The sequence below is a fragment of the Zhongshania aquimaris genome (assembly GCF_019312595.1).
GTDB classification, from domain to species: domain Bacteria; phylum Pseudomonadota; class Gammaproteobacteria; order Pseudomonadales; family Spongiibacteraceae; genus Spongiibacter; species Spongiibacter aquimaris.
In genome coordinates, this window is record NZ_JAHWDQ010000006.1 from 138,670 (window position 1) to 151,035 (window position 12,366).

A 12,366-nucleotide genomic window follows, 5' to 3' on the forward strand; every position below is an offset into this window, starting at 1 on the left:
TCTCCGACTTGTCCGGTCGCGTTTAAAAATGATTCTTAGAAATATATTTAACCAGTTCTGCCAATGCGACTAACTGCTGCTCACCCTGCCCAGCGCGAAGTGGTTTAACCGCCGCTTCGCCGCCTTGCAATTCATCTTCTCCCAATACCACCGCCAGTGAAGCGCCTGATTTATCCGCTTTTTTAAACTGACTTTTAAAGCTGCCGCTACCGCAATTAATCAGCACTTTTACCGACGGCATGGCATCGCGTAATTGCTCTGCAATTTGCAAAGCCGCAATGTCCGCTTTTTCACCCACTGACACAATAAAAATATCAGCTTGAGGCTGAATTTCAGGCGCGACATTTAAGGTGTCGAGCATCAGTACCAAGCGCTCAATACCCATTGCAAAACCAACGGCTGGGGTAGATTTGCCTCCCAGCTGCTCAACTAAACCATCGTAGCGACCACCGGCGCACACCGTGCCCTGTGCACCTAAGCTATCGGTAGTCCATTCAAACACTGTTAAACCGTAATAATCTAGGCCTCTCACTAACTGAGGGTTCAATGTATAAGGAATACCCGCAGCGTCTAAGCGTGCGCACAATCCATCAAAGTGGCTGCGCGAAATATCATCTAGATAGTCACTTAGTACCGGTGCAGCGACTAGCAGTTCCCGAGTTTTAGGATCTTTGCTATCGAGTACCCTAAGTGGATTAGTCTCTAAGCGCCGCTTGCTGTCTTCATCTAGCTCATCTTGAAAGCCGCGCAAGTAGTCAACCAGCGCCTGGCGGTAATTGGCGCGCGACTCGGCATTACCGATGCTGTTTAACTCAAGAGTCAGCGCATCACTAATACCAAGTTCTCGCCACAAACGAGCTGTCAGCAAGATAAGCTCTGCGTCTATGTCTGGACCAACCATCCCAAAGGTTTCAACACCAATTTGATGAAATTGGCGCAACCGGCCTTTTTGTGGACGTTCGTGGCGGAACATCGGACCGGTATACCACAAACGCTGAATTTGATTATGCAGCAAACCGTTTTGATCACATGCGCGAACACAACTCGCCGTACCCTCTGGACGCAAGGTCAAACTGTCGCCGTTGCGATCGTCAAAGGTATACATTTCTTTTTCTACAATATCAGTGACTTCACCGATAGATCGCTTGAAAAGCTCGGTGTGCTCAACAATCGGAAAACGAATTTCACTATAACCATAACGAGCAAGTACATCGCGCACGCGCGCTTCCACATACTGCCAAACCGGTGTTTCGGTGGGCAGAATATCATTCATACCGCGAATTGATTGAATACGTGCCAAAACTATTCCCTATCGACCAAATTTACGAATAAAAACGCCAAAACATGGCTTAGCTGCGTGCTATAAGGTCTTTGTCTTGTTCTTGTTTAAGAGCGACCTTTTCGCGAATTAACTTTTCAAGATGGTCGATCAATACATCGTTCTTTACTTTGTGGTCAGGCTTGCCGCCCACATACACTAAATTATTCGGCGTCCCACCAGTGAGGCCAATCTCCGCCTCTTTTGCTTCGCCAGGGCCGTTTACTATGCAGCCGATTACCGCAACGTCCAGTGGCGTGGTCACGTCGTCAAGTCGTGACTCCAATTCATTCATGGTGCTAATCACATCGAAATTCTGCCGAGAGCAGCTCGGGCAAGCAATGAAATTAATGCCCTTGGTACGCAGCTTGAGACTCTTTAATATCTCATAGCCAACTTTCACTTCCTCTACTGGGTCTGCCGCCAATGAAACGCGGATCGTGTCACCGATACCGTCCATTAACAGCAATCCTAAGCCCACCGCCGACTTAACCGTGCCGCCGCGCAGACCACCCGCCTCAGTGATACCAAGGTGCAAAGGCTGTTCTATCTGAGATGCAATCTGCCGATAAGCCGCCACCGCCATAAACACATCGGAGGCCTTCACACTTAATTTAAAATCTTGGAAATTCAGCTTATCGAGAATATCGATATGGCGCATAGCAGACTCGACCAAGGCCTCTGGCGTCGGCTCACCGTATTTACGTTGCAGCTCCTTTTCTAAGGAGCCCGCGTTAACACCGATTCGAATCGGAACATTGTGGAATTTTGCGGCATCGATAACCTCACGTACTTTTAGTTCACGGCCGATATTACCCGGATTTATCCGCAAGCAATCGACACCGTATTCCAAAACTTTCAGCGCAATTTTATGGTCAAAATGAATATCAGCAACCAGTGGCACAGACACTTGTTTGCGGATCTCACGAAATGCTTCCGCGGCCTCCATACTGGGAACCGAGACACGCACAATATCGGCACACGCCGCTTCTAAACGTCTGATCTGCGCAACAGTTGCAGCCACGTCACAGGTTTCTGTGTTTGTCATACTTTGTACAGATATTGGCGCATCACCGCCAACAGCTACATTACCGATATGAATCTGCCGAGATACTCGGCGTTTTATCGGAGATGCCATTTTCATAATTCACCTACTTGTACACGCACCACGTTACTCTTTGCCAATTCTTTTAGCTCAACCAAACGCTCATTGTAATACATCGACACCGCAGGCCAGTATGCTGTACTAAACGTAACGGGGGCCCGCAATTTGAACAGCAAAACCTCGCCCTTTTTCTGCACACCACTTACCACCACACTGTTGTGAGCGTCACGTAACTCTAACCACACATCCTCAGTGAGCTTGAAGGATAGCTCGGCAATTTCACCTACAACTACCGGCACATCAACTTCTTCGGGTTTCACTGGCTCGCCGCCCAATAGCGATTCACCAAGCGACGGCGATTTCCGCAACACTGGTAGTACCGGTAGCTGTTGCTCTAAAACAACAACGGATAGCGCTTTTTTTTCCGGACCGGAAAATATCCAATAGGACAACGACCAAATTAACAGAGCCACAATTAGCGCCAAAATAAAACCCGCGTGGCCAGGCGCCTGAACCTTACCGGGGACTTGAACATGGCTTCGCTGGTTGCTCTGCTCTTCACGACGGCAAATCCGATCGCAGTCGCTCAATAAAGGCGCTTCATCCAAGCCCATATACCGCGCGTAACTTTTTATGTAACCGCGCGCAAATAGCGGTGAATTGAAACGGGAGTAATCGTTTTCTTCTATCGCCTCGACATAGCTATTTAATAAATTCAGTGCTTCGGCAGTTTCGAGCACCGACTTACCCGCGCTTATGCGCGCATCGTGTAATACTGATCCCGGCGGCCCGGGGTAACTATTCTTTGGTCCCGGCATATTAAATCCTTAGCGGCTACCCTGCTGTTTTTGTTTCATATACGCTTTATACAGCAGGTATTCCTCAGATTTTGGATACAAATTTTTCAAGGCCAAGGCAAAACTAGCATGCGAATTTTTGTCATCAAACTTGTCTGCCAAGCGAATACCCAACCACAGCGCCGCGGCATTTTGGCTTGGATTTTTGCTTAGGTAGGCATCGTAAAAACGCTGCGCATCCGCAAATCGTTCCATACGGAAATACACTTCCGCCAATGACATGAGTACCGCCGCATCGTCACCCTGCATCAGGAAGGCACGCTTAAACGCGTCTTCGGCTTTAGTTAACTCATTTAATTGCAAATAACAGCGACCTAGATTGACGAAAGCTTCAACACGACGCTCATACAGTAGCTCTTGTACTACAACTTCAAGCTGCGTCGCCGCTTCCGCATAGCGCCCGCGAGCATACAAAAAGGCTGCATAATTATTGCGCACCCTAGAGGCCGTTGGTGCCGCGCTAATTGATCGCAAATAATATTGTTCAGCTAACTCAAGCTCGCCGGTATTCTGAAAAACTAAGGCTAATGCCTCTAAAGTTTCCGGGTTATTTTTGTCTTCCGCCTCAACATACTGTAAATGGCGTTTAGCCTGATCCCAATTACCTTGCGCGATATAGCTGCGCGCAAGTTGCAAAGAAGTTTCAAAGGCTTTTTTATCATCTAATTTCGATGCGAAGCCGCCGCTTTTGGTTGTCACGCAAGCAGACAATAGCAACGAAGAGATGAGCATTACCGATATCAGGGGTAATACCTTGATGCCTTTTATTCTTAACAACGACATGCAGTATGCTCCCAAAAATTTAGACCAAGCGAATAGGCTGTTCTAACTCCGCCCTTTGGCGATGCCGCTCACTGCGCTTGGTACGATCTTGCACTTGCCCTGCTAACTGTCCGCAGGCAGCGTCAATGTCATCACCGCGCGGCGTTCTCACAGTAGTTACATAGCCCGCTTCCGTCAGAGTCAGCCAAAAGCGGTTAATCGCATTTTTGCTGGGGCGCGCGTAATTCGACAAAGAAAAAGGATTAAACGGGATTAAATTAATTTTACACGGCAGATCTCGAAGCACTTCTGCCAATTGTTTAGCGTGCTCGATACCGTCGTTAACGCCTGCGATCAGTGTGTACTCAATCGTCACTACACGGTGAGTATCTTCTTGCTTGGCAAGATACCGCTTACACGCATCGAGTAATTCCGCTATAGGGTATTTCTTGTTAATAGGCACAAGCTGACTGCGCAATTCATCATTCGGGGCGTGCAGTGAGATCGCAAGCGACACTGTCGAAACGTCACCCAGCTTGTCCAACATTGGCACAACACCTGATGTGCTTAAGGTGACACGTCTCTTGGACAGACCGTAGCCGAAATCATCTAGCATCAAGCTCATGGCTTCGACGACATTGTCGAAATTTAGCAATGGCTCGCCCATACCCATCATCACGACATTGGTGACAATGCGCTTATTACCGGAATTAAACCCGTCAAAGGACTTTATCGCTAACCAGACCTGGCCGATGATTTCAGAGGCGGTCAGATCCCGCATAAAACCTTGCTTACCCGTTGCGCAAAAACTGCAATCTAAACTGCAGCCAACCTGCGATGACACACACAAGGTGCCGCGCTGGCCGTCTGGTATAAGCACCGTTTCAACGAGATTGTTCCCGCCTACTTCAACAGCCCATTTACGAGTGCCGTCGATGGAATCTAGTTGTTTAACAATATTGGGCGGACGAATCTCGGCAAGATCCTGAAGCTTGGCGCGCAAGGGCTTGCCGAGATTGGTCATCTCATCAAAATTGTCGATCCCCGAGTGGTGGATCCACTTGAGGATCTGCTGGGCACGAAACGGCTTTTCACCAATAGAAGTGAGATACGCTTCCATATTTTTGCGCGACATGCCGAGCAAATTCACTTTACTCTGCTGAACGACCGCTGTTGGTGCTTCCATTATCGTGCCCTGCAATGAGCGAAAACGTGATTAAACGCGTTCACACAACTCACTGGTAGAAAAGAAGAATGCAATTTCGCGTGCAGCTGACTCTTCTGAGTCTGAACCGTGTACCGCGTTGGCGTCGATCGACTCAGCAAAATCCGCGCGAATAGTGCCTGGCGCCGCTTCTTTAGGGTTAGTTGCGCCCATAAGTTCGCGGTTTTGTAAAACCGCACCTTCGCCTTCAAGAACTTGCACAGTAACTGGGCCAGAAGTCATAAAATCAATCAGCGCCGGAAAAAACGGACGGCCTTTATGTTCGGCGTAGAAACCTTCAGCCTGTTCGCGGCTCAAGCGCAACATTTTTGCAGCGACAATGCGCAGACCGGCTTTTTCAAAGCGGCTGTAAATTTCGCCAATAACATTTTTGCTAACAGCATCAGGCTTAGCAATGGAAAGGGTGCGTTGAACGCCCATCGGTCTTTCTCCAAAAAGTAAAACAAGAACAATTCGAGCAACAAGATTGCCCGTTACGAAAAATCGTAGAATTATACGCGTATTAATAGCAAATAGGTACGCGAGAGAGTGTATGACAGCGAGTTCTGGGCTGCGTTTCGGAAAACTCCTCCCAGTTCTCGCTTTTAGTGTGATCGGACGGCTTGCGCAGCGCTAGAAAAGCAAAAACAGCCGAACTAGTCCTGCTCTTCAATCCATGCTGCCTGAATGGCTTCAAGCACCTTTTCACCGCAGCGCTTTGGGTCATCATCAAAATCGTCCAAGCCCATCACTTTGTCTCTTAAGTCTACAAAGTTGATATGAATTGGATCTACTTCTGGGAATTTATCGGCAAGTTCAATACCAATATCTAATACATCAGTCCATTTCAGACTCATTTCGACACACCTTTATTACAAAGCTCACGGCTTAATGACGTTCAGAAACCATGTTTATCGTGTAGCGCGGCACTTCGACAACTAAATCGGTATCGCCAACCACAGCCTGACAACTTAAACGTGAGTCAGGCTCCAAGCCCCACGCTTTATCAAGCATATCTTCTTCAAGCTCATCCGCCTCATCTAGCGACTGAAAGCCTTCTCGAACAATGATATGACATGTGGTGCATGCGCAGGACTTTTCGCAGGCGTGCTCAATATCGATACCATTCGCCAACATAACATCACACACCGTTTCACCCGGGGTGGCGTCCAACACGTCGCCATCAGGACACAGTGCCTCATGGGGTAGTACTACAATGCGTGGCATGCCCGCTTCCTTTAAATTTCATCGACTCGCCGGCCGGCGAGTGCTTGGTTAATACTAGCGTCCATACGACGCTCGGCGAAGACTTCGCTCGCCTTACCGACAATTTCAATATGTTTAGCTATGCTGGCAACCGAACCTTGCTCGCGCTCGCGATGCAGAACCTCCATCTTAGCCAACAACTCACGCTGCTCATCTTCGCTCAACATGGCTTCGCCATCCTTAAGCAGTGCCGCAGATAATGCCTGCAGTAGACCCTCGGCCTCGATTTGCTGTTCGCGCAAGGCTCGCGCCTCTTTGTCATCCGCCGCAGAGGCCCATGATTGCTGCAACATATCGGCGATATCGGTATCACTCAAGCCGTAGGCCGGCTTCACTTCGATACGACTCTCAGAACCCGTGCTTTCCTCTCTAGCACTCACGCGCAAGAGGCCGTCGGCATCAACTTGGAACATCACCTTAATCCGCGCCGCACCGGCAACCATTGGCGGAATGCCCTGCAACTCAAAGCGCGCCAATGAGCGACAGTCATCTATCAACTCTCGCTCACCCTGCACGACATGGATCGCCATCGCCGTTTGGCCGTCTTTAAACGTTGTAAACTCCTGCGCCATGGCAACCGGAATAGTGGTATTGCGGTGAATAATTTTCTCAGTGAGCCCGCCCATGGTTTCAATACCAAGGGACAATGGAATAACATCCAATAGCAGCATTTCGTCGCCGCTGCGATTACCGACCAATTGATCAGCTTGCAGGGCCGCCCCTAGGGCAACCACTTTATCAGGGTCTAAATCGATCAGCGGTTCACGACCAAACCATTCTGCAACCCGCTCCCTAACACGGGGCACCCGAGTTGAGCCGCCCACCATCACCACATTATGAATATCGTCACTGCACAGCTTGGCATCGCGCACGGCGCGCTTACAGGCGCGGATCGCCTTATCTATCAGCGGATCAACCAAGTCGTTAAACTGCTGCCGACTAAGCGTAGAACTGATATCCGCCAAGGCCAGCTCAACCTCGTCTGCACTAGAAAGCTGCTCTTTTGCCTGCCGCGCTGCGGTCAATAAACTGCGCTGCTGAAACACATCGAGACTGTCGAGTTTATGCTCAGCAACAAACCACTGCGCCAGCGCGTGATCGAAATCATCGCCCCCTAAGGCTGAGTCGCCGCCAGTAGAGAGCACTTCAAAGACCCCCTTAGTGAGCTGCAACACCGAAACATCGAAGGTGCCACCGCCTAAATCAAATACCGCAACAGCAACTTCATCCTGCTGATCAAGCCCATAGGCGACCGCCGCCGCGGTGGGTTCATTTAACAGACGAAGGACGTTCAAGCCGGCGATTCTTGCCGCATCTTTTGTTGCTTGGCGTTGGGCGTCATCAAAATAGGCCGGTACGGTAATGACCACACCGGTCAGCTCTCCACCAAGGGTTTCCTCCGCTCGCTGGCCAAGGGATTTGAGAATTTCCGCTGACACCTGCACCGGTGAAACATCGCCCGCCCGCGTGCGAATTTTAACCATATCCTGCCCTAAATCGAGCAGTTCATACGGTGACATCTTCACCCCAGTGACATCCGTCACATCAGCAAAAGAACGCCCCATTAAGCGCTTAATCGACATCAGGGTATTCACAGGGTCGCTACTCGCACCCGCCAGCGCTTTCTCTCCGACTTCGATGCTCGCTTCTTCGCCATAAAGCACCACCGACGGCAGCAAATGCGCGCCATCAATATCCGCTAGCGTTTGTGCCGAGCCATTTCTGACCGTGGCCACTAGTGAGTTCGTGGTACCCAGATCAATTCCAACCGCCAGCTTACGCTGGTGCGGCTCGGGGGTTTGTCCTGGTTCTGAAATTTGCATCAACATATTTGCTGTTTGGGCTCCCGGCGACGATAAGCGCCTTATTTAATAATCTAGCAATTCACTTTCTTTCAATTCCGCTTCACTGCGCAATTTTTCTAAAAACTGCAACTTGGCATAGCTGGCCAAGGACTCGTCGAATTGCTGTTCAAGGTAAGATGCGGAAAATAGCGATTTTTGCTGATCTGCCGCGGCGGCTAGGTCGCGATAAAACGCGTCTAATGCCGCTTCTGGATCGCTGGCACTTTGCAATTCAGACAACTCCTCACGAAGCTGCATCTGCTGCATCAAAAACTCGGGATCGCGAAACGTGGTTGACGACATATCACTGTCCACACCAGCCAACTTCAGAAGATAGGCTGCACGACGTGTGGGCGAAACCAAGGTCTCATACGCCTCGTTAATTTGCGATGAATATTGCACGGCACGCAAGCGCTCCCTCTCGTTCGCGCCTGCGAATCGATCTGGGTGTGCCTCACGCTGAAGCTCGCGATAACGGCGACTTAGATCCGCCTGATTGACCTCATACCTCTGCGGCACAGCCAGCAGAGCGAAGTAATTTTCCCGAGGATTAAATTCTGACATAGGATTATGGCCGGCCGGCGGAGCCGCTAGACGGTGAAACTTTCGCCGCAGCCACACTCAGCCGACACATTAGGGTTATTAAATTTCAGGCCTTCGTTTAGACCTTCTTTCACAAAATCCAATTCGGTGCCATCGAGATACACCATGCTTTTAGGATCGATATAAACCGCTGCGCCGTCACGCTCAAAGACCTGATCTTCGGCCTGCGCTTCGTCAACAAACTCCAGCACATAGGCCATACCGGAGCAGCCAGACGTGCGCACGCCGATACGAATACCTAAGCCGCGACCACGACCATCGATCTGCCGTTTAATATGGCCTGCCGCCGCGCTACTTACTGAAATTGGCATTTATCTCTCCCCCAGCTGCAATTCAGGACGCAGCTTTTTTCTTGCGATAATCTGATACCGCTGCTTTGATCGCATCTTCCGCCAACACTGAACAGTGAATTTTCACTGGTGGCAGCGCTAATTCTTGGGCTATTTCAGTGTTTTTAATGAGCTCAGCTTCTTCCAAAGTCTTGCCCTTTACCCACTCGGTTAGCAGTGAGCTAGATGCAATCGCTGAACCGCATCCGTAGGTTTTAAACTTGGCGTCTTCGATAATACCCTGCTCATTCACCTTTATTTGCAGGCGCATTACATCACCGCAAGCAGGCGCACCCACCATGCCGGTACCAATTTCGTCTGCGCCATCGTCAAATTTACCGACGTTGCGCGGATTCTCGTAGTGATCGAGTACTTTTTCGCTATATGCCATGATGTCGTCCTCTCTCTGAGTAGCTTAATGAGCCGCCCATTCAATACTGTCCAAATCTACGCCATCTTTGTACATATCCCACAAAGGTGACAATTCCCGTAACTTATCAACTGCGCCACGAACCTGCTTAATCGCATAATCCACTTCTTCAGGTGTCGTGAAACGCCCGAAAGAAAAGCGCAGCGAGCTGTGTGCTAGCTCGTCATTCAAGCCAAGCGCACGCAGCACGTAAGAAGGCTCTAAACTGGCCGATGTACACGCCGAACCAGACGATACCGCCAGGTCTTTCAGCGACATAATCAATGACTCGCCTTCAACATACGCAAGGCTGACATTCAGATTGCCCGGCAGGCGCTGTTCAAAATCGCCATTAATATGCACTTGCTCAATGTCTTTGAGACCATCCCAAAAGCGATTGCGCAAGGCCATTGAATGCGCCGCATCTTGGTCCATTTCTTGACGCGCGATTTCACACGCTGCACCCATTCCCACTATTTGATGGGTTGGCAAGGTACCTGAACGCATACCGCGCTCATGACCACCGCCGTGCATTTGCGCCTCAAGACGGATCCGGGGCTTGCGACTTACGTAAAGCGCGCCAATGCCCTTAGGGCCATACATTTTATGTGCAGACATCGACAGCAAATCGACTTTCATCGTCGCCATGTCGATAGTCACTTTGCCAGCGGTTTGCGCCGCATCAACGTGAAAAACAACGCCATTGGCACGACAGACTTCGCCAATGCCTGCGATATCGTTGATGGTGCCGATTTCATTGTTTGCGTGCATGATACTAACCACAACGGTGTCTTCACGCAGTGCAGCAGCAATGGCTTCTGGTGTAATCAGACCTTTATCCGTGGGATCCAAATAGGTCACTTCAAAACCTTCGCGCTCAAGCTGGCGGCAAGTATCCAGCACCGCTTTATGCTCAATTTTGGAGGTAATAATATGCTTGCCTTTTTTGCTGTAAAAGTGCGCTGCACCTTTGATAGCAAGATTATTTGACTCAGTGGCGCCAGAGGTCCACACAATTTCACGCGGATCGGCATTCAACAGGTCGGCAACCTGACGACGAGCATTCTCTACCGCTTCCTCAGCCTTCCAGCCAAATAAATGCGAGCGCGATGCGGGGTTACCGAACACGCCCTCGGTGGTCAGACAGGCCATCATTTTCTCTGCAACCCGCGGATCAACCGGGGTGGTTGCGGAGTAATCCAAATAAATCGGCAATTGCATAAACTTTTCTCCAAACTCCCGACCGCAGTCGAGAAATACACTAATCTATCGCAGTTAAGGTAATTGACTGCGCACTGCGCGCCCGCTGTAACTGGCGTGCAGAAACATTTTGCACATCGCGCCGCTCAACCAAACTAGCCAAGCTGATGTCGCTTAAAAAATGGTGAATCTGGTCACTTAAATCAGACCACAAATTGTGTGTCAGGCAGGTTTGGCCATCCTGACAATCACTACTACCGGCGCAGCCTGTGGCATCCACACGCTCATCAACGGCGTCGATTATCTCTGCAACGAAAATCGTTTCGCTAGGCCTACTCAGCCTATAGCCGCCGCCTGGACCTCGAATACTAGACACCAAGTCTTTGCGTCGCAGTTTGGCAAACAGTTGTTCTAAGTACGACAGCGAAATATCTTGTCGCCCCGACACATCAGCTAAGCTAATGGGGCCACGATCACCGTACAGCGCCAAATCCAACATTGCTGTCACTGCGTAACGCCCTTTTGTCGTTAATCGCATAAGCTCACCTACGTTTTTCCACGCTGGAATTATGCAATAACCTAGCAAAACAGTCAACTTTATATCCGATGCTTTTAGTAGGATATAGTCCAACTTTGGGTCAGGGATTATAGAGAGTCGCCGCCGCTATCACCATCTTTTAGCTTAGCCTTGCGAACCCAATACTGGGTCGATGTAAGAATGCCGCGCAAAATATTCACTTCCATTTCATCTAAGCGAGTGCGCTGATACAAACGCCGCAGCCGCGTCATCAGTTTTTTAGGCGCTTCTGGCCTTAAAAAATTGATATCGCGCAAGGTTTCTTCCAAGTGCACTAAATAGCGCTCTAAATCGTCGGCGCCGGCAACCGGCACATCCCACTCAGCCATCTCATTACTAGTTAATTCGCCACTAAGCTGCGCCATTCGCAGTTCGTAACTCAACACCTGAACCGCCATCGCGATATTCAGTGAGCTGTAGTCAGGGTTTGCAGGGATATGGACGTGCAAGTTGCAGCGCTGCAATTCTTCATTTGTTAAACCCCGATCTTCGCGGCCAAATACCACAGCGACCTTATGGCTTGCTTCAGCTTCTTTATAAGCCCTCTCCATGCAATGGCGCGGATCTAACAAAGGCCAGGGCACCGTGCGCTCACGAGCGCTGGTACCAATAACGAGCTGGCACCCAGATATCGCATCAGCCAAAGAGTCGCAAACCACCGCGGAATCAAGTAAATCACCAGCGCTTGCTGCACGCCAGGTGGCTTCGTCATGGGGATACTTTTGAGGCTCAACCAGATACAACTGCGACAAGCACATATTTTTCATCGCCCGCGCCACAGCACCGATATTCCCAGGGTGGGAGGTATTCACCAACACGATGCGGACGTTATCTAGGGCAGTAATAGACGACTGTTGCGGGCTCAAATTCTGTGAACTCATAGTAGCGGCTC

General features: G+C 50.0%; 15 protein-coding genes. All 15 read right to left on the reverse strand.

Going from position 1 to position 12,366, the window contains the following annotated elements:
• Positions 1–22: 22 nt before the first annotated feature.
• Positions 23–1,300, reverse strand: a complete 1,278-nt coding sequence (gene hisS / locus KXJ70_RS17455) for a histidine--tRNA ligase (protein WP_219044834.1) — start codon at positions 1,298–1,300, stop codon at positions 23–25.
• Positions 1,301–1,349: 49 nt separating this feature from the next.
• On the reverse strand, positions 1,350–2,462 hold the full coding sequence (gene ispG / locus KXJ70_RS17460) for a flavodoxin-dependent (E)-4-hydroxy-3-methylbut-2-enyl-diphosphate synthase (protein WP_219044835.1): 1,113 nt from the start codon (positions 2,460–2,462) through the stop codon (positions 1,350–1,352).
• Positions 2,459–3,241, reverse strand: a complete 783-nt coding sequence (locus tag KXJ70_RS17465; RefSeq protein ID WP_219044836.1) for a helix-turn-helix domain-containing protein — start codon at positions 3,239–3,241, stop codon at positions 2,459–2,461. Before KXJ70_RS17465 ends, ispG begins: the two co-directional genes overlap by 4 nt.
• A 9-nt stretch (positions 3,242–3,250) precedes the next feature.
• Entirely contained in the window at positions 3,251–4,063 is an 813-nt protein-coding gene (gene pilW, locus KXJ70_RS17470; protein WP_219044837.1) for a type IV pilus biogenesis/stability protein PilW, read from the reverse strand.
• Positions 4,064–4,082: 19 nt separating this feature from the next.
• A complete protein-coding gene (rlmN, locus tag KXJ70_RS17475; protein WP_219044838.1) occupies positions 4,083–5,228 on the reverse strand; it encodes a dual-specificity RNA methyltransferase RlmN in 1,146 nt (381 codons plus the stop codon).
• Between the two features lie 30 nt (positions 5,229–5,258).
• Positions 5,259–5,687, reverse strand: a complete 429-nt coding sequence (gene ndk, locus KXJ70_RS17480) for a nucleoside-diphosphate kinase (protein ID WP_219044839.1) — start codon at positions 5,685–5,687, stop codon at positions 5,259–5,261.
• 215 nt (positions 5,688–5,902) lie between these two features.
• On the reverse strand, positions 5,903–6,103 hold the full coding sequence (gene iscX, locus KXJ70_RS17485; protein WP_219044840.1) for a Fe-S cluster assembly protein IscX: 201 nt from the start codon (positions 6,101–6,103) through the stop codon (positions 5,903–5,905).
• 31 nt (positions 6,104–6,134) lie between these two features.
• Positions 6,135–6,473 (reverse strand): ISC system 2Fe-2S type ferredoxin, encoded by a 339-nt coding sequence (gene fdx, locus KXJ70_RS17490; RefSeq protein ID WP_219044841.1) that lies wholly within the window; start codon positions 6,471–6,473, stop codon positions 6,135–6,137.
• Between the two features lie 11 nt (positions 6,474–6,484).
• The gene (hscA, locus tag KXJ70_RS17495) at positions 6,485–8,335 is read right to left on the reverse strand and encodes a Fe-S protein assembly chaperone HscA (RefSeq protein ID WP_369409809.1); all 1,851 of its coding nucleotides are present in this window, start codon (positions 8,333–8,335) and stop codon (positions 6,485–6,487) included.
• 45 nt (positions 8,336–8,380) lie between these two features.
• A complete protein-coding gene (gene hscB, locus KXJ70_RS17500; protein WP_219044843.1) occupies positions 8,381–8,920 on the reverse strand; it encodes a Fe-S protein assembly co-chaperone HscB in 540 nt (179 codons plus the stop codon).
• A 26-nt stretch (positions 8,921–8,946) separates the two neighbouring features.
• The gene (iscA, locus tag KXJ70_RS17505) at positions 8,947–9,270 is read right to left on the reverse strand and encodes an iron-sulfur cluster assembly protein IscA (RefSeq protein WP_219044844.1); all 324 of its coding nucleotides are present in this window, start codon (positions 9,268–9,270) and stop codon (positions 8,947–8,949) included.
• A 22-nt stretch (positions 9,271–9,292) separates the two neighbouring features.
• Positions 9,293–9,679: a Fe-S cluster assembly scaffold IscU gene (gene iscU, locus KXJ70_RS17510; RefSeq protein WP_219044845.1), complete on the reverse strand. Its 387-nt coding sequence runs from the start codon at positions 9,677–9,679 to the stop codon at positions 9,293–9,295.
• A gap of 24 nt (positions 9,680–9,703) precedes the next feature.
• Positions 9,704–10,918 carry an IscS subfamily cysteine desulfurase gene (locus KXJ70_RS17515; RefSeq protein ID WP_219044846.1) on the reverse strand — a complete coding sequence of 405 codons (1,215 nt, stop codon included), beginning with the start codon at positions 10,916–10,918 and terminating at the stop codon, positions 9,704–9,706.
• Between the two features lie 40 nt (positions 10,919–10,958).
• Positions 10,959–11,435: a Fe-S cluster assembly transcriptional regulator IscR gene (iscR, locus tag KXJ70_RS17520; protein WP_219044847.1), complete on the reverse strand. Its 477-nt coding sequence runs from the start codon at positions 11,433–11,435 to the stop codon at positions 10,959–10,961.
• Between the two features lie 107 nt (positions 11,436–11,542).
• Entirely contained in the window at positions 11,543–12,355 is an 813-nt protein-coding gene (gene trmJ, locus KXJ70_RS17525; RefSeq protein WP_219044848.1) for a tRNA (cytosine(32)/uridine(32)-2'-O)-methyltransferase TrmJ, read from the reverse strand.
• Between the last annotated feature and the right edge of the window lie 11 nt (positions 12,356–12,366).

Bases quoted from the DNA above. Each gene is read 5' to 3' on its own strand.
- iscU (WP_219044845.1), bottom strand. From the start codon at position 9,679: ATGGCATATAGCGAAAAAGTACTCGATCACTACGAGAATCCGCGCAAC.
- ispG (WP_219044835.1), bottom strand. From the start codon at position 2,462: ATGAAAATGGCATCTCCGATAAAACGCCGAGTATCTCGGCAGATTCAT.
- pilW (WP_219044837.1), bottom strand. From the start codon at position 4,063: ATGTCGTTGTTAAGAATAAAAGGCATCAAGGTATTACCCCTGATATCG.
- KXJ70_RS17465 (WP_219044836.1), bottom strand. From the start codon at position 3,241: ATGCCGGGACCAAAGAATAGTTACCCCGGGCCGCCGGGATCAGTATTA.
- rlmN (WP_219044838.1), bottom strand. From the start codon at position 5,228: ATGGAAGCACCAACAGCGGTCGTTCAGCAGAGTAAAGTGAATTTGCTC.
- hscB (WP_219044843.1), bottom strand. From the start codon at position 8,920: ATGTCAGAATTTAATCCTCGGGAAAATTACTTCGCTCTGCTGGCTGTG.
- KXJ70_RS17515 (WP_219044846.1), bottom strand. From the start codon at position 10,918: ATGCAATTGCCGATTTATTTGGATTACTCCGCAACCACCCCGGTTGAT.
- fdx (WP_219044841.1), bottom strand. From the start codon at position 6,473: ATGCCACGCATTGTAGTACTACCCCATGAGGCACTGTGTCCTGATGGC.
- iscR (WP_219044847.1), bottom strand. From the start codon at position 11,435: ATGCGATTAACGACAAAAGGGCGTTACGCAGTGACAGCAATGTTGGAT.
- iscA (WP_219044844.1), bottom strand. From the start codon at position 9,270: ATGCCAATTTCAGTAAGTAGCGCGGCGGCAGGCCATATTAAACGGCAG.
- trmJ (WP_219044848.1), bottom strand. From the start codon at position 12,355: ATGAGTTCACAGAATTTGAGCCCGCAACAGTCGTCTATTACTGCCCTA.
- ndk (WP_219044839.1), bottom strand. From the start codon at position 5,687: ATGGGCGTTCAACGCACCCTTTCCATTGCTAAGCCTGATGCTGTTAGC.
- hscA (WP_369409809.1), bottom strand. From the start codon at position 8,335: ATGCAAATTTCAGAACCAGGACAAACCCCCGAGCCGCACCAGCGTAAG.
- iscX (WP_219044840.1), bottom strand. From the start codon at position 6,103: ATGAGTCTGAAATGGACTGATGTATTAGATATTGGTATTGAACTTGCC.